This window comes from Pseudobutyrivibrio ruminis AD2017 (genome assembly GCF_000424305.1).
GTDB lineage: Bacteria > Bacillota > Clostridia > Lachnospirales > Lachnospiraceae > Pseudobutyrivibrio > Pseudobutyrivibrio ruminis_B.
The window spans coordinates 331253-347860 of the sequence record NZ_AUJQ01000003.1; the positions used below are offsets into that span (position 1 = coordinate 331253).

At 40.8% G+C, this 16608-nt stretch carries 12 protein-coding genes; all 12 read left to right on the forward strand.

Annotated elements, in window-relative coordinates; genetic code table 11:
- Positions 1-13 precede the first annotated feature (13 nt).
- The 12 genes from G611_RS0101375 to G611_RS0101430 all read left to right on the forward strand — a co-directional run bounded on the left by G611_RS0101375 (position 14) and on the right by G611_RS0101430 (position 16585).
- Positions 14-1807 (forward strand): aminopeptidase P family protein, encoded by a 1794-nt coding sequence (locus G611_RS0101375; RefSeq protein ID WP_028242080.1) that lies wholly within the window; start codon positions 14-16, stop codon positions 1805-1807.
- A 120-nt stretch (positions 1808-1927) separates the two neighbouring features.
- The gene (gene polA / locus G611_RS0101380; RefSeq protein ID WP_028242081.1) at positions 1928-4618 is read left to right on the forward strand and encodes a DNA polymerase I; all 2691 of its coding nucleotides are present in this window, start codon (positions 1928-1930) and stop codon (positions 4616-4618) included.
- Between the two features lie 24 nt (positions 4619-4642).
- Complete coding sequence (locus G611_RS13535) at positions 4643-5356, forward strand: DUF975 family protein (protein ID WP_051195002.1); 714 nt, start codon at positions 4643-4645, stop codon at positions 5354-5356.
- A gap of 8 nt (positions 5357-5364) precedes the next feature.
- Positions 5365-5955, forward strand: a complete 591-nt coding sequence (coaE, locus tag G611_RS0101390) for a dephospho-CoA kinase (RefSeq protein ID WP_028242082.1) — start codon at positions 5365-5367, stop codon at positions 5953-5955.
- Between the two features lie 22 nt (positions 5956-5977).
- Positions 5978-8050, forward strand: a complete 2073-nt coding sequence (locus tag G611_RS0101395; protein WP_028242083.1) for a cell division FtsA domain-containing protein — start codon at positions 5978-5980, stop codon at positions 8048-8050.
- A gap of 135 nt (positions 8051-8185) precedes the next feature.
- A complete protein-coding gene (locus G611_RS0101400; protein WP_028242084.1) occupies positions 8186-8986 on the forward strand; it encodes an MBL fold metallo-hydrolase in 801 nt (266 codons plus the stop codon).
- A 189-nt stretch (positions 8987-9175) separates the two neighbouring features.
- Positions 9176-9451, forward strand: a complete 276-nt coding sequence (locus G611_RS0101405) for an ACT domain-containing protein (RefSeq protein ID WP_028242085.1) — start codon at positions 9176-9178, stop codon at positions 9449-9451.
- A 10-nt stretch (positions 9452-9461) separates the two neighbouring features.
- The gene (locus G611_RS0101410) at positions 9462-10826 is read left to right on the forward strand and encodes a PFL family protein (protein ID WP_028242086.1); all 1365 of its coding nucleotides are present in this window, start codon (positions 9462-9464) and stop codon (positions 10824-10826) included.
- A 103-nt stretch (positions 10827-10929) separates the two neighbouring features.
- Entirely contained in the window at positions 10930-12555 is a 1626-nt protein-coding gene (locus G611_RS0101415) for an Mbeg1-like protein (protein ID WP_028242087.1), read from the forward strand.
- A 122-nt stretch (positions 12556-12677) separates the two neighbouring features.
- On the forward strand, positions 12678-13562 hold the full coding sequence (locus tag G611_RS13540; protein WP_036947682.1) for a DUF3737 family protein: 885 nt from the start codon (positions 12678-12680) through the stop codon (positions 13560-13562).
- Positions 13562-14713, forward strand: coding sequence for a MalY/PatB family protein (locus G611_RS0101425; RefSeq protein ID WP_028242088.1), 1152 nt, complete (start codon positions 13562-13564; stop codon positions 14711-14713). Before G611_RS13540 ends, G611_RS0101425 begins: the two co-directional genes overlap by 1 nt.
- A 93-nt stretch (positions 14714-14806) precedes the next feature.
- On the forward strand, positions 14807-16585 hold the full coding sequence (locus G611_RS0101430) for a Na/Pi cotransporter family protein (protein ID WP_028242089.1): 1779 nt from the start codon (positions 14807-14809) through the stop codon (positions 16583-16585).
- Positions 16586-16608 lie beyond the last annotated feature (23 nt).

Here is a 16608-nt window from a genome sequence, read left to right on the forward strand (position 1 = left end):
GAGATATTTAGCAATGACAACTAATGAGAAAATCGCAGCTTTGCGAGATTTAATGAAAGAGAGAGGTATCGATATGTACCTCATCCCAACAGACGATTTTCATTCATCAGAATATGTAGGAGAGCATTTTAAAGCACGTAGCTTTATTACAGGATTTACAGGTTCAGCTGGTACAGCTGTAATCACACTTACAGAAGCACATCTTTGGGCAGATGGTAGATATTTCGTTCAGGCTGCAAAGCAGATTGCTGGTTCAGAGGTAATCTTAGAGCGCATGGGCGAGCCAAACGTTCCAGAGGTTAACGAATTTATCGAAAACAACTTTCCATCAGGTGGTTGTCTTGGATTTGACGGAAGATGCGTTTCAGCTAAGAATGCTGCAAGATATTTTGAGATCGCTCAGGAAAAGGGCGGCGAGCTTGCTACCACAGAAGATTTAGTAGATATGATTTGGGAGGACAGACCTGCACTTCCAAAGGCTACTACATGGGTACTTGCAGATGAATTCTCTGGCGAGACTATGCAGTCAAAGGTTAGCCGCATCAGAGAAGAAATGAAAAAGAAGAAGGCAGATGCACATCTTATTACATGCCTTTACGATATTGCTTACATCATGAACCTTAGAGGAAATGATATCGACAACGTACCAGTTTTCCTTTCATTCCTTCTTATTACAGATGACAGCATCATCTTATTTACAGATACAACAAACTGGCCAGAGGAAGCTATGAGCTACCTCAACGAAAACGGCGTTAAGCTTTATCCATACGATATGGTATATCACTACATGCAGAGCGCTGATATGGCAGATAGAAGAGTACTTCTTGATGAGAGCATTGTTAACTACAACCTTGTTAAGGCTCTTAAGGGCTCAGCTAAGATTATCGATGGAAAGAACCCATCAGAGCTTATGCGTGCTATCAAGAACGAAACAGAAATCAAGAACACACGCATTGCCCACATTAAGGATGGCGTAGCTTGTACAAAGGCTATCAAATACATCAAGGAAAACGTTGGCAAGATTCCAATGACAGAAATCACAGCTTCTGACTACTACGAGGCTAGACGTAAGGAGCAGGAAAACTATGTAGACCTTTCATTTGGCACTATTTCTGCTTACGGACCAAACGCTGCAATGATGCATTACAGTGCTAAGCCAGGTTCTGAAGCAACCCTTAAACCAGAGGGATTCTTGCTTGTTGATTCAGGAGCCCACTACCTTGAAGGTACTACAGATATCACTAGAACTATCGCACTTGGCGAGCTTACACAGCAGATGAAGGAATACTATACAGTAGTTCTTCGTTGCCACTTAAGACTTATGGCTGCAAACTTCCCTAAGGGAGCTACAGGTGCAAACCTTGACATCCTTTCACGTGGACCAGTTTGGGATATGGGACTTGATTACAGATGTGGTACAGGCCACGGTGTTGGTCACATCCTTAACGTACACGAAGGACCTAACAACTTCCGTTGGAGAACTGTTAATGGTGGACCATCAGCAGAAATCCAGCCAGGCATGATTACAACAGACGAGCCAGGTCTTTACATTGAAGATGGCTTCGGTATCCGTATCGAAAACGAGCTTCTTTGCGTACCAGGTGAGACTACAGAATACGGTGAGTTCCGTCATTTCGAGGCAATCACATACTGCCCATACGAATTGGATGCAGTTATTCCAGAGATGCTTACAGAATACGAAAAGAAGACTCTTAACGACTACCACGCAATGGTTCGCGAAACACTCAAGCCATACCTCACCGACGAAGAAAACGCATGGCTCGCAAAAGAAACTCGTGCAATCTAAAAACTAGCTTGTAGTGAACAAGCACTAAATGTTTTGAACGAAGCATCCTAGCTGAGTGAAAAATATTTAGGGCTTGTTCACGTAACAAGCGTAAAATTTAGAAAGACTAGGACTAATGTTATGAAATTATTATTAATGGATGGACATAGTATTGCAAACAGGGCCTTCTATGGAGTCCCAGACCTTACAAATAGCGCCGGAGAACACACCGGCGCCATTTTTGGTTTCTTGAATATGATGTTCAAATTTATAGAGGATGAACAGCCAGACCATTTCGCTGTTGCATTCGACGTACATGCACCAACCTTCCGTCACAAGATGTTTGATGCATATAAGGGCACACGTAAGCCTATGCTTCCAGAGCTGAAGGAGCAGATTCCTCGTATCCAGGAAATGCTTAAAGCTATGGGAATTCCTGTTATTACAAAGGAAGGCTGGGAAGCAGATGACATCCTTGGCACACTGTCTCGTATGGGTGAAGAGCGTGGCTTTGATGTCACTATCGTATCAGGAGATAGAGATTTACTTCAGCTTGCTACTGATAAAGTAAAGATTGCTCTTGTAAAGACTAAAGAAGTTATCAACTATTACGCTAAGGACTTTGAGGAAGCCTATGGAGTAACACCAAAGCAGTATATCGATGTTAAGGCTCTTATGGGAGATTCTTCTGATAATATTCCTGGTGTTGAAAAGATAGGAGAAAAAACTGCCTTTAAGTGGATAGCTGAATATGGTTCTATTGAAGCATGTCATGAGCATGTGGATGAAATGAAAAAATCCAAGGTGGTTGAAAAGTTTATTGAGCAGTGGGATCAGGCTGTCCTTTCAAAGGAGCTTGCAACTATTAGCCTTGAGGCTCCTATTGAGCTAGATGAAGGCAGCACAAAGCTGGATAACATATTTACGGAAGAGGCATACCTTCTTTGTAAGAGATACGAGCTTAAAAAACTTTTGCCTAGATTTGAAAGCACTACCACTTCAAAGGTTCAGGACACCACTTCAGAAACCTTTAAGAGGATATCTGACCTTTCAGATGTGGAAAACTTCTTTACAGACTTAAAGAAGAGTGGAAAAGACTTCATCGGTGCTAACATCATGGCAGGTGCTGATAAGACTATCAAGGGTGTGGCCTTATCAGTAGGAGAATCTACTATATATGTAGATTGCGCAGGCTTTATTACACCTGATTACGTTGCACACAAGCTTATGGAAGTAAGTGCAGCAGGTGTTAAGCTATGCTTCTGGGATTTAAAGAACGCTATGCATATTATTTATGCACTGCTTAATGATGAAGAAAAAGCTGCTGTTTATAACAATGGCGGTAAGGCAGTTATTTTCCCATCAGCCTGTGATGTAGGAGTAGCAGCATATCTTCTTAATCCTACAAAGAATGATTACACTGCAGATGATGTAGCAGGCGAAGTGCTTTCTATTATCATTCCAGCTGCAGCAGATTTATTTGGAAAGAAAAAGTTAGAGGCTGCATTAGAGGATGACAGCTTGCTCAATGCTGTTACAACTTATGCTTGCTACAACGCATACGTTGCCTTCGCATCCTTTGAAAAGCTTATTGCAGAAATAAAAGAAGAAGGAATGCTTAATATCTATGATGATATCGAACTTCCTTTAGTATATACACTCTTTGATATGGAAATTGCAGGTATCGCCATGGATGTAAAAGCTCTTTCAGAATTTGGTGATAAGCTTGCAGTTAGAATCGCAGAGCTTGAAAAAAGTATTTATGAACAGGCCGGTGAAGAGTTTAATATCAACTCTCCAAAGCAGCTTGGAATCGTACTTTTTGAGAAGCTTGGAATTCAGGGGGGAAAGAAAACAAAGACAGGTTATTCAACAGCTGCCGATGTTTTGGAAGAACTTTCCTCCACAAATCCTATAATATGTGATATATTAGAATACAGACAGTTGGCAAAGCTTAAAAGCACATACGCTGATGGCCTTGCAAATTGCGTAGATTCAGATGGCAGAGTTCGTTCTACATTTATGCAGACTGTTACTGCAACAGGACGAATCAGTTCTACCGAGCCTAATCTTCAGAACATTCCAATCAGAATGGAACTTGGACGAGAGATTAGAAAGGTATTCCATCCAAAGGACGGTTATGTTTTCTTAGATGCGGATTACTCTCAGATTGAGCTTAGGGTGTTGGCACATATGTCTGGTGACGACAATCTGATAGGTGCATTTAAGGCAGGACAGGACATTCATCGTTCCACAGCATCACTAGTGTTTTCTACACCATTTGATGAAGTTACGGATTTGCAACGTCGCAGGGCAAAGGCGGTTAACTTTGGTATCGTTTATGGTATCAGTGCTTTTGGACTTGCTAAGGATATAGATGTAAGCAGAGGAGAAGCCCAGGAATACATTGACAATTATTTCCTTGCATATCCTAAGATGCATGTATTTCTTGAAGGGTTGAAGGCAGAGGCAAAAGAAAAGGGATACGTAACTACCATGTATGGCAGACGTCGACCAATTCCAGAGCTTTCATCTTCTAACTTTATGACCAGACAGTTTGGTGAGAGAGTAGCGATGAATTCACCTATCCAGGGAACAGCTGCAGACATCATCAAAATAGCCATGGTTAAGGTGCATGATAGATTGCTTAATGAGCATCTGAAATCCAAACTGTTGTTACAGGTACACGATGAGCTTTTGGTTGAGACCTTAGAATCAGAGCGTTCTCAGGTAGAGGAGCTTATCCGTGATGAAATGGAAAATGCAGCAGCCCTTTCAGTAAAACTAGAAATAGATATGAATGCTGGAAAAAACTGGGCTGAGGCTCATTAAAAAAGAAAAGGAGAACTAAGAGTTATGTTTCCAAGAAAAGAAATTAAGTCAAACGCAAGAGCAGCACTTAAGGCTAATTATTGGCCAGTAGTAGGTATCCTGTTTTTAGGATCAATTCTCAGTGGATTGATCGTTTGTGTTGCACAGGTACCTAATACAGTAGCAACTGTTCAGGCAACACTAGCAGGAGTAGATTATGTGCCAACAACATCTGCATTCACTTCATTGTTATCAATTGTTGGTGGATTATTATCAATCCTATTTGAAGTAGGTATTGCATGGTTTGCTTACAGAGTATACAGCGGTGAGGCTCCTGATGTAGCAGACTTATTTGTTGCATTCCGTGATGGAAGATTCGGTAGAGTATTAGGCGGTATGATTTTAGTAGGAATTTATACATTCCTTTGGTCTTTACTTTTCATCATTCCTGGTATTGTTAAGGCATATCAGTATTCAATGATGCCATATCTTCTTGTTGATAGACCAGACCTTACAATCAAGGAGTGCTTCGCAATGTCTAAAAAGATGACATCAGGCTTCAAGTGGAGCTTATTCGTACTTGAGTTAAGCTTCATCGGATGGGCAATTCTTGCTGTATTTACACTTGGTATTTTAGATCTTTTCTTCGTTACACCATACTTAACACTTGCACTTGCTGGTGCTTATGATTATTTAAAGAGAACAAGAATGGATGACGGTGTTTCTGCAACAGAGCAGGCAGTTGAAGGAGAATTTTAGAGTAATAAATGAAATTTATAGGAATTACAGGGGGCATCGGCGCTGGCAAAAGCACGGTGCTCTCTTTACTAAAGGAAAATTTTAATTGTAAGGTTTTGCTGGCAGATGAAGTGGCAGCAAATTTAATGAGGGCAGGAAAGGAATGCTTTGAGGCAGTGGTGGCCCTGCCATGGCCTGAAAGTATTGTGGGACCCGATGGTCAAATTAATCGCCCATTGATGGCAAAGCTCATGTTTGCCGATGATGAGCTTAGAGTCAGTGTGAATAATATCGTTCATCCTGCAGTTGAAAAGGAAGTACTAAATCAAGTAGAGGAAGAACGAAAAAAGCACAATATAGAGTATTTTTTCTTTGAAGCTGCATTGCTCATAGAATGTGGATATGGTAAACTTGTTGATGAGATGTGGTATATATATGCCGATGAAAATGTAAGGACAAAGCGCCTTATGGAATCACGCGGTTATGGGGTAGAAAGAATAAAAAATACTATCATGTCTCAGCGCAGTGATGCCTCTTTTAGAGAGCATGCTGACAGGGTTATTGATAATAGTGGTGATAAGGAGCAGACACTGCTTCAGCTTCGCCATATATTAGGATAGAAAATTCCGAGGAGAGTAGTTTATGGAGACGAAGGATATTGTATTTGGGCTTGATATTGGTACTAGAAATGTTATTGGAACAGTAGGTTATCTTGAAGGGGACGAATTTCACGTTATCGCGCAGGATTTAAAGGAGCATGATACTCGCGCTATGCTTGATGGTCAGATTCATGATATCGGCCGTGTTGGTGCTACCTGCGATGATGTTAAAAAGGAGCTTGAGGCCAAAACAGGTCTTAATCTTACAGAAGTATGTATAGCTGCCGCTGGTCGTGTACTTCGCACAGTCACCACTCATGTGGAGATGGACTTCCCAGAGGAAACAGTTGTTACTGGGGAAGATTTGCATACACTTGACATGATGGGTATTGAGCAGGCAGGCAAGGAGCTTAAAGGCGACGAAGATAAAAAATACAAATTCTTCTGCGTTGGCTATTCTACTGTTAGGTATTATTTAAATGGCGATGTTTTTACATCTCTTGAGGATCACAAGGCTGATATGATAGGAGAGGACATCATCGTAACATTCCTTCCAGAGGATGTTGTTGATGGACTTTATTCGGCAGTTGGAAAGGCCGACCTTTCCGTTGCTAATCTTACATTGGAGCCTATCGCAGCTATCAATGTAGCAATCCCTCAGAATTTCAGAATGCTTAATATAGCACTTATAGATGTAGGCGCAGGTACATCCGATATCTGTGTCACAAAGGACGGAAGCATCATCGCTTACGGCATGATACCTATGGCAGGTGATGAGCTTACAGAAGTATTAGTACACGAATTTTTAGTTGATTTCGCCACAGCAGAAACCATCAAACGTGCTTCCACAGAAGGTGGCGATATTACTTACGAAGATATTATGGGAATCAGCCATACCATCAAATCTGAGGATGTATGGAAACTGACAGACCCAGTTATGGAAAAGATTGCCAAGGAAGTTTCGACAAAGATTCAGGAGCTTAACGGTGGCAAATCAGTATCTGCAGCATTTGTTGTAGGTGGAGGCGGCAAAATCCATAGCTTTACAGAAGCACTTGCCAAGGATTTAAAGATAGTGCCAGAGCGTGTAGCCCTTCGTGGAGAAGAGGTTATGAAGAACATCATCTTCGAGGAAGAGGATGTTAAAAAGGATTCACTTCTTGTTACACCTATTGGTATCTGCCTCAATTATTATGAGACAAAGAACAACTTCATCATGATTCACTTCAACGGTGAAATGATGAAATTATACGATAATGGACAGCTTACTATTGTGGATGCAGCTATGCAGGCCGGCTTTTCTGCTGACCAGCTCTTCCCAAGACGTGGCCGTGAAATCAACTTCACAGTCAATGGCGTATCCCGCATGATTCGCGGTAAAGAAGGTGAATCAGCTGTTGTTACAATGAACGGCAGGTCTGTTGGTATCAACACACCTTTGGAATTCAACGCAGATGTTACAGTAGTGCCATCTACAGTTGGTGAAGGCGGAACTGGTACAATCGCTGATTTATCAGAATTCACAACAGATTATCTGTACTTCACTGTATGTGGTCACAGAGTAAAATGTCCTAAGTTTGTAGAGGTTAACGGTTCCATGGAACCACCTACCTACGTTATTAAGGAAGGGGATGTTATTGAAACACGCCCATTCTATACAGTAGGTCAGCTGGCAGAATTCATGGATGTTACCATAGATGACAGATACGAGATTCTTGTAAACAATCGTCCATCAGGCTACGATTCATTAGTTTATGAGAACTTCGTTATTGATTGGACAACCACTTCCAAGGTTGCTTATGAAGGAGATTATATTGTAGAGGATGGCGAGGGATTGCCAGAGGACTACGAGGCTCCTGAAATAGATGATGCACCTGTTAAGGATGCAAGAACTAAGATTAAGATTGAGACAGTGGATTTGCCAGTTAAAATCAACGGCAAGAACATGGTACTGTCTGGCAAGAAGGACTACATCTTTGTAGACATCTACAATCTTATCGACTTCGATCCTAACGCAGGAAACGGCCGACCACTTATCATCAGAATCAACGGTGAGAAATGTGGTTATTCTGATGAACTGCATGCTAATGATGAGGTGGAGTGTTTCTGGAGCTAAAAATAGGAGGGGCCCAGCTTGCTGGGAAGAACCTGTTTTTTACGGCAGGTCCATTGCCGTAGGCAATTTGCATGGACCTTGCCTTCCCGTTAAAAGGGAGTAGATAGAATTATTTATAGAAAGATTATAGTTATAATGGATTTTTTTAGTATTGCAAGCGGTAGTAGCGGAAATTGTATTTGTGTAGGTGACGACCATACACACGTTATGATTGACGCGGGAATATCTGGAAAGCGCATTGAAGCTGGTATGAACAAATACGATTACACAACAGCTGATATGAACGGACTTTTAATAACACATGAGCATTCAGACCATGTGTCAGGTGTAGGCGTTATTTCTCGCAAATATCATATTCCAATCTACGCTACTGCTGGCACTATTTCTGCTATACGTTCAATGAAAAGTTTAGGGGCTATCGATGATAGCCTCTTTCATGTGATTAAACCTGATGAGGATTTCACTCTAGGTTCTCTTAAAATTCACCCATTCCATATCAGCCACGACGCGGCTGACCCAGTTGCATATCGTATAGAAAATGATAAATCAAAGGTTGCAGTCTGCACTGACTTAGGGTATTATGACAACAATATAATTGACAACCTTACAGGGCTTGATGCAATGTTGCTTGAAGCAAACCATGATATTCACATGCTAGAGGTGGGAGCATATCCTTATCCACTTAAGCAAAGAATATTAGGAAAATACGGACATTTATCAAATGAAGCCAGTGGTAAGCTGCTTAGTCAGGTACTTCATGATAATGTGAAGCATGTCTTTTTGGGACATCTTAGCCATGAGAACAATTACCCTGATTTGGCTTACGAAACAGTCCGTCTGGAGGTAACAATGGACGAACGCACCCCATACACCGGCGCCGACTTCAACATCACCGTAGCTTCACGTAGCGAGGTATCCGAACGAGTGGTTATGTAAGGTTTGTCAATGAGCATGTTAATAGGCTACACAACCTAGGCAAGCGCGAGAAGGAGGGCCCCATGTAGTTAAGGAGGGACCCTTTAGGGAGGTTCCCTTGACTGCAATGGGAGGTGGCCTTCGGGAGCATGAAAAACTAAGCTGCCTATTAACAGGCGGACTAGACTTGTATTAAAGGAAGGAGAATCAATGGAGAATAAGGTTATTATTACAGTTGTAGGTAAAGATACAGTGGGAATTATCGCCCGTATCTGTACATATTTGGCAGACAATGGGGTTAATGTATTAGACATTACTCAAACTATTGTAAAGGGCTTCTTTAACATGATGATGATTGTGGACATTAACGCAGCCACAACAAGCTTCGGTGATCTTCAAAGCGAATTGGAAAAGCTCGGGGACGAAATTGGCGTTCAGGTAAAGGCACAGAAGGAAGAGATTTTCGAAAAGATGCACCGCTTATAGGAGAATAATCATGGTAAATATAAAAGAAGTCATCGAGACAAATAAGATGGTGGAGGAGCAGACTCTTGATGTCCGCACAATCACCATTGGTATCAGCTTATTAGAATGCATTGATGCAGATTTAAAGCTATTAAATGAAAAGATTTATAACCGTATCACTACAGTTGCCAAGGACCTTGATAAGGTAGCCAAGGAAATTGAAAGAGACTACGGTATTCCTATTGTAAATAGACGTATCTCAGTAACTCCTATAGCTCTTATAGGTGGCGCAGCTTGCAAGACTCCAGAGGATTTTGTTAGCATTGCTCACACACTTGATAAGGCAGCAGAAGCAGTAGGAGCTAATCTTATTGGTGGCTATTCAGCACTAGTTTCAAAGGGTATGACAACTGCAGATGAAATGCTTATTCGCTCTATCCCACAGGCTTTATGTGAGACAGAAAGAGTATGTAGCTCTGTTAACCTTGCTTCAACAAAGACAGGTATCAACATGGATGCTGTTCGTTTGATGGGAGATATTCTTCTTCAGGTTGCAGACCGTTCAAAGGACAGAGATTCAGTAGATTGTATGAAGCTTGTAGTATTCTGCAACGCTCCAGATGACAATCCATTCATGGCAGGTGCTTTCCACGGTGTGACAGAAGCAGATGCAATCATCAACGTTGGTGTTTCTGGTCCTGGTGTTGTTAAAAAAGCTCTTGAAGCAGTTAGAGGTGAAAGCTTCGAGGTTCTTTGCGAGACTATTAAGAAAACAGCGTTCAAGGTTACTCGTGTGGGACAGCTTGTAGCACAGGAGGCTTCAAAGCGTCTTAACATTCCTTTCGGTATCATAGATTTATCTTTGGCACCAACTCCAGCAGTTGGAGATTCAGTTGCAGATATCTTATGCGAAATCGGACTTGAATATGCAGGTGCTCCAGGTACAACAGCAGCTCTTGCAATGCTTAACGATCAGGTTAAGAAGGGCGGCGTTATGGCTAGCTCTTACGTAGGTGGACTTTCAGGTGCATTCATTCCTGTATCAGAGGATCAGGGGATGATTAATTCTGTTGAGGCTGGTGCAATCACTCTTGAAAAGCTTGAGGCTATGACTTGCGTATGCTCAGTAGGTCTTGATATGATTGCCATCCCTGGTGACACTCCAGCTACTACAATCTCAGGTATGATTGCAGACGAGATGGCACTTGGTATGGTTAACCAGAAGACAACAGCTGCACGTCTTATCCCAGTTATCGGTAAGGGCGTTGGTGATACAGTAGAATTTGGTGGATTATTCGGTTATGCACCTATCATGCCTGTTAATCAGTTCTCTTGCGCAGACTTTATCAACAGAGAAGGACGTATTCCAGCACCTATCCATTCATTCAAGAATTAAAAGTTTAGTTCTTAGAAATTTAATATTTAGTTTATTGTATTTGGTAAAAGTAATAGTTACTATTTTATTAGTGACTATTACTTTTTTAATTTTAAGGTGAAAAATGGATAATACATTGGACTACCTCAAGTGGTATAAGGATGTTTCATTTGAGGAGAAGGAATTAACAGAGATTGATAATTTTATATTGTGCAGACTGGTTTATCTGTTGATGCCAGATATGGTAATCCGTGAACCCAGAAAGTTTAGGGATGTTATTGATGAGGTAAAGAAAACAACAGGTATTCATGGCACATTTTACGGCAGGGATTTTGTGGTGGATATGGCAGCCGATTCAAAAAGATTTGGTGACATCTATCTAAGCTGTCATGCAGATATTTTGGACGAATCCTTAAGCGCCCAGTTTGCAGCCATGACCTTTGATTTAACGGAAGATTTAAGGTTTGTAGCGTATCGTGGCACCGATGACACCATGGCAGGCTGGAAGGAAGATTTTATGATAAGCTTCACAGAAACGGAAGCTCAAAAGAAGGCTCTTGCCTATCTTCGTGACAGTATGGATGGCAAACATCAGATAATTGTGGCAGGCCACAGCAAGGGAGCAAATCTGGCTCTTTATGCATCTACCCACATAGAAGATGAATATCAGCCTTGGATAAAATACGTATATATGAACGATGGTCCTGGACTTTGCCCAGAGGTGTGCGATAAGGCCTGTGTTCAGAAAATAGCGGACAAATCACTTCGCTTCATCCCAGAGTATTCAATATTTGGAAAGCTTTTTGAGGAAAAGGATATTCCTGTTAAGATTTTAAAAAGCACCGAGGAAGGTGTTATGCAGCATGATTGCCTTACATGGGCGGTGGACCATGGAAAACCGGTGGTTTCGGAAACCAATCATCCAGGCAGCGTGTTTATCAATCAGGTGTTAGATCAGTGGATTGAAAGCGTTAACGATGAAAAGCGTACCACCTTCGTAAACAATCTTTTTAATTCTATCGATAAGGCTGGAATTAAAACAACAACTCAGGTAGTACAAAAGGGCCCATTTGCTGTAGAAAAGATTTTGATTGAGCTACTATCATTGGATAAGAGCACTGTTAAAACCTTTATGAAGCTGCCGATTACAGCAGCCCTTGATAAAGCACCAGACGGCAAGAAGGCCAAAAAGGTAAAGGAAGGCATAAAGGCAAAGGAATGGATTCCTTATGCCATAATGATACTAACAAGCATTCTGTTGTTTATTGTTCCGGAATATATCATGCAGGCAGCTATCAGTCTGATTCTTTTTGCAGTAATCGTTTTTGAAATAGGCGTAACCATCAGACATTTGATAAAGGCTAAATGGAATCTGCAGGAGGAATCTGCCAGAGTCTATATCTGCATTGTTATGATAGGAATATACGCCATGCTTTTAGTAAAGGAGGACGCCCTGTTTTTGATAGGAAGCGTGGTAATTGGAGTATCATTTTTGGCCTGGGCCTATCGTAATGCCATTGCATTCAGGAATCTTTGCGCAGACACTGACAAAAAAGAACGAAGACCTGAAAAGGTTAAGCTTGTGATAGAAATTGTATTTTTGATAATTTTAGCAGGGTTCATTCTGATAGCTCCTAAGGATACATTAGCATGGTACATGGTGTTCTTGGGAATAGTCCTGTTTGTTGATGGAATTGTAAACATTGGAATGATTATAAACAGATACCTGAACTCGAAGCGTACTATTTAATTTTACAAAATCGAATATTGGTGATAGAATATAAATGTAAGTTAATAGATTACTTGACTTGGAGTTAACTCCAGGTGATACAATCTTTCTTGTATTAATGAAAGATAGTTCGGAGGTATAGAATGAAAGAATATAGACAGCAGTTTTTTAAAGGGGAGAGAGCACTTTTCGCAGAGGATGGTGCAAAGATCTATGATTCTGTTTTTGATGATGGAGAATCTCCTTTAAAGGAAAGCAAGAATATAGAGGTTTACAATTCACAGTTTAAATGGAAATATCCAATGTGGTATTCAAATAATATCAACGTAACAAACTGCAACTGGTTTGAGATGGCCCGTTCTGGAGTTTGGTACACAAATAACATCACTGTGAAGGATTCGCTTATTACAGCACCTAAGAATTTCCGCAGATGTGATGGGGTAACACTTGATAATGTTGATTTAACAAACGCTGAGGAAACCTTCTGGATGTGTAAAAACATCAAGCTTAACAATGTAACTGCAAAGGGACATTATTTTGCTATGAATTCACAGGGAATCGAAATCGATAACCTAAGATTAGATGGAAACTATTCATTTGATGGAGCAAGCAACGTTACTATTCGTAATTCAGTGCTTTTATCAAAGGATGCTTTCTGGAATACAGAAAACGTAACAGTTTACGATTCTTACATTTGCGGCGAATATCTTGGCTGGAATGCGAAGAATCTTACATTTGTAAATTGTATTATCGAAAGTCTTCAGGGACTTTGCTACATCGACAATCTTACAATGAAAAACTGCAAGCTTATTAATACTACACTTGCATTTGAGTATGCTAAGAATATCGATGCTGAAATTACAAACAAGATCGACAGCGTATTTAATCCTGAAAGCGGAACAATCCAAGCTGAGGAAATCGAGGAGCTGATTGTGGAAAAGGATATGGTAGACCCATCTAAGACAAAGATTGTTTGTAATGCAGTTGGCAAGACAGAAGAAATCGTAGAATGGAGAAGAGACCGTTAATGGGAAAATATGATTTTGATACACCGGTAAATCGTCGTGGCACTGATTCACTAAAGTGGGATGTGGAGGAAAATGAGCTTCCTATGTGGGTGGCAGATATGGATTTTCAGACTGCCCCAGAAATCAGAGAAGCTATTGCAGATAGACTTGCCCACGGCGTATTTGGTTATTCGGACATAACAGATGAATGGTATCAGGCTTACCAGAACTGGTGGAAGAATAGACATGGATTTGAAATCGAAAGGGAGTGGCTTATCTTTTCAACAGGCGTAATCCCATCTATTTCATCAATTGTTAGAAAGCTTACCACACCAAACGAAAAGGTCATCATTCAGACACCTGTTTACAATATCTTCTTCAACAGTATTGTAAACAACGGCTGCAGACCACTTGAAAGCCCTCTTATTTACAAGGATGGCAACTATGAAATGGACCTTGCAGATTTGGAAGAAAAGATGGCAGACCCACAGGCTAGCCTTATGATTCTTTGCAATCCTCATAACCCTGTTGGAAGAATATGGAATAAGGAAGAGCTAGCAAAGGTAGGCGAGCTTGCAAAGAAGTATGGTGTTACAGTTATTTCAGATGAAATACATTGCGACATCACTATCCCTGGCAAGTCTTATGTGCCGTTTGCTTCAGTTTCAGAAACTTGCAAGGATGTGAGCATCACCTGCATCGCACCTACTAAATGCTTTAACATTGCAGGTATGCAGACATCAGCCGTTGTAGTGCCAAATCCATTCTTGCGTCACAAGGTATGGCGTGGCCTTAACACTGATGAAGTGGCAGAGCCTAATTCCTTTGCTCAGGTTGTTACAGAAGCAGCCTTTAATAAGGGCGGACAGTGGCTTGATGAAATGCGTGAATACGTATTTACGAATCGAAAAATCGCCGAGGATTTCATTGAAAAGGAAATTCCAAAGCTTAGTATAGTTCATGGCGAGGCCACATATCTTCTTTGGATAGATATTAGCAAGCTTGGAAAAGACAGTGCAGATGTGGCTGCAGCTATTCGAGCCAAAACAGGTCTTTACATCACTGAAGGCATCGAATACGGCGAAGCCGGTCGCTACTTCCTACGCATGAACGTAGCCTGTACCCGCGCGACACTTGAGGACGGGCTTAATCGACTAAAAAACGGAATCTAATTTTACATAGATTTTACATAAAAATGTCCATATATTTTACTTTCAAATACTATTTTTACAAATGTAAAGAATAGGTATGAGAAAGGAAAGTGTATGGACTTTTTTAGTTTTTTAAACATGGTTGGTGGTTTATCGTTGTTTTTGTATGGAATGCATATTATGGGAGATGGTCTTTCCAAGATGGCTGGCGGAAAGCTTGAAAGCATTTTAGAGAAGCTGACCACCAAAAGAATTTTTGCTGTGCTTTTAGGAGCTGGCGTTACAGCGGTAATTCAATCATCATCTGCAACAACTGTAATGGTGGTAGGTTTTGTAAATTCAGAGATAATGAAATTATCCCAGGCTGTTGGAATTATCATGGGTGCCAATATCGGAACCACAATCACATCCTGGATGTTGTCACTTACTGGAATTGAGGGCAGTACAATTTGGCTTAAGCTTTTAAAGCCATCATCATTTTCTCCAGTGCTTGCAGCTATCGGTATAATCTTTGTGCTAGGAGGCAATGCAGAATCGAAGAAGAAGGATGTGGGAAGCATATTATTGGGGTTTGCAATCCTGATGTTTGGAATGGAAACCATGAGTGGTGCCGTATCAGGACTTGCTGACAATCCATCCTTTGCAGGACTTATGACAGCCTTTAGTAATCCAATTCTAGGTATGGCAGTTGGTGCAATTATTACAGCTATTATTCAAAGCTCATCGGCATCGGTTGGTATCCTTCAGGCTCTATGTGCAACAGGGGCAGTCCATTATGGGGTAGCACTGCCTATAATAATGGGGCAGAATATCGGAACCTGTGTCACCTCCATTATTTCATCAATTGGAGCGAGCAAGAATGCTAAAAGAGCAGCGATGATTCATTTGTATTTCAACCTTATTGGAACCTGTATTTTCATGATGGTATTTTATGGCCTACATACTTTTGTGGATTTTGCATTTTTGAATGATTCAGCAAATGCTGCAGGAATCGCACTTATCCACAGTATGTTTAACATTGGCGCAACCATCCTGCTGTTTCCATTTGCGGATTACCTGGTCAAGCTTGCAACAATAACAATTCCAGATGGTAAAGAGCTGGAAGCTGCTACAAATGTAGTTGCTATCGATGAAAGATTTCTTGGCAATCCAGCATTTGCTATGGAGCTTTGTAGGAAAAAGGTAAGAGAAATGGCTGAGCTTTCAAAGGATTCCATGGGATTAGCCTTAGAAGTTCTTCAAAGCTATGATTCCAAAAAGGCAAAAGAGGTCAAAAGATTAGAAGGTGTTGTGGATAATTACGAAGATGTTTTGGGCTCATATTTAGTAAAGCTTGCCGGTGGTAATATTTCTACAGCTGATAGCCAAAGCATGTCTTTAATCCTTCACAGCATCAGTGATTTTGAAAGAATATCAGACCACGCTACTAACATTGTAAAAACTGCAAAGGAGATGTATAAGAAGGATTTGTCCTTTAGCAAAAAAGCGAAAAAGGAAATCGAAACATTAAGTATGGCAATAAATGACATCTGCAATCTTACAGTACAAAGCTTTTCAGATGACGATATTGAAATGGCATCTCATGTAGAGCCTTTAGAAGAAGTAATCGACACATTAACAAAACAAATCAAAGAAAATCACATCAAAAGACTCAAAAAAGGAAAATGTACAATTGAGATGGGGGCTATTTTAGAAACCATCCTGACAGACTTTGAAAGAGCATCTGACCATTGCTCCAACATAGCAGTGGAGATGATAACCATCTACGATAATGACTACAGCACTCATGAGTATTTTAAGAGCTTTACATCCGAAGAAAGAGAATCCTTCGACAAGGAATATAAAAAATTACTACAGCAGTACCCAATCGGGAAGCAGAATGCTATGATGTAAATTTAGGGGTTGCATTTTTGCCA

Coding starts and splice junctions, on each gene's coding strand:
- G611_RS0101405 (WP_028242085.1), top strand. CDS start 9,176: ATGGAGAATAAGGTTATTATTACAGTTGTAGGTAAAGATACAGTGGGA.
- G611_RS0101395 (WP_028242083.1), top strand. CDS start 5,978: ATGGAGACGAAGGATATTGTATTTGGGCTTGATATTGGTACTAGAAAT.
- G611_RS0101400 (WP_028242084.1), top strand. CDS start 8,186: ATGGATTTTTTTAGTATTGCAAGCGGTAGTAGCGGAAATTGTATTTGT.
- G611_RS0101410 (WP_028242086.1), top strand. CDS start 9,462: ATGGTAAATATAAAAGAAGTCATCGAGACAAATAAGATGGTGGAGGAG.
- G611_RS13540 (WP_036947682.1), top strand. CDS start 12,678: ATGAAAGAATATAGACAGCAGTTTTTTAAAGGGGAGAGAGCACTTTTC.
- G611_RS0101425 (WP_028242088.1), top strand. CDS start 13,562: ATGGGAAAATATGATTTTGATACACCGGTAAATCGTCGTGGCACTGAT.
- G611_RS0101375 (WP_028242080.1), top strand. CDS start 14: ATGACAACTAATGAGAAAATCGCAGCTTTGCGAGATTTAATGAAAGAG.
- G611_RS0101415 (WP_028242087.1), top strand. CDS start 10,930: ATGGATAATACATTGGACTACCTCAAGTGGTATAAGGATGTTTCATTT.
- polA (WP_028242081.1), top strand. CDS start 1,928: ATGAAATTATTATTAATGGATGGACATAGTATTGCAAACAGGGCCTTC.
- G611_RS0101430 (WP_028242089.1), top strand. CDS start 14,807: ATGGACTTTTTTAGTTTTTTAAACATGGTTGGTGGTTTATCGTTGTTT.
- coaE (WP_028242082.1), top strand. CDS start 5,365: ATGAAATTTATAGGAATTACAGGGGGCATCGGCGCTGGCAAAAGCACG.
- G611_RS13535 (WP_051195002.1), top strand. CDS start 4,643: ATGTTTCCAAGAAAAGAAATTAAGTCAAACGCAAGAGCAGCACTTAAG.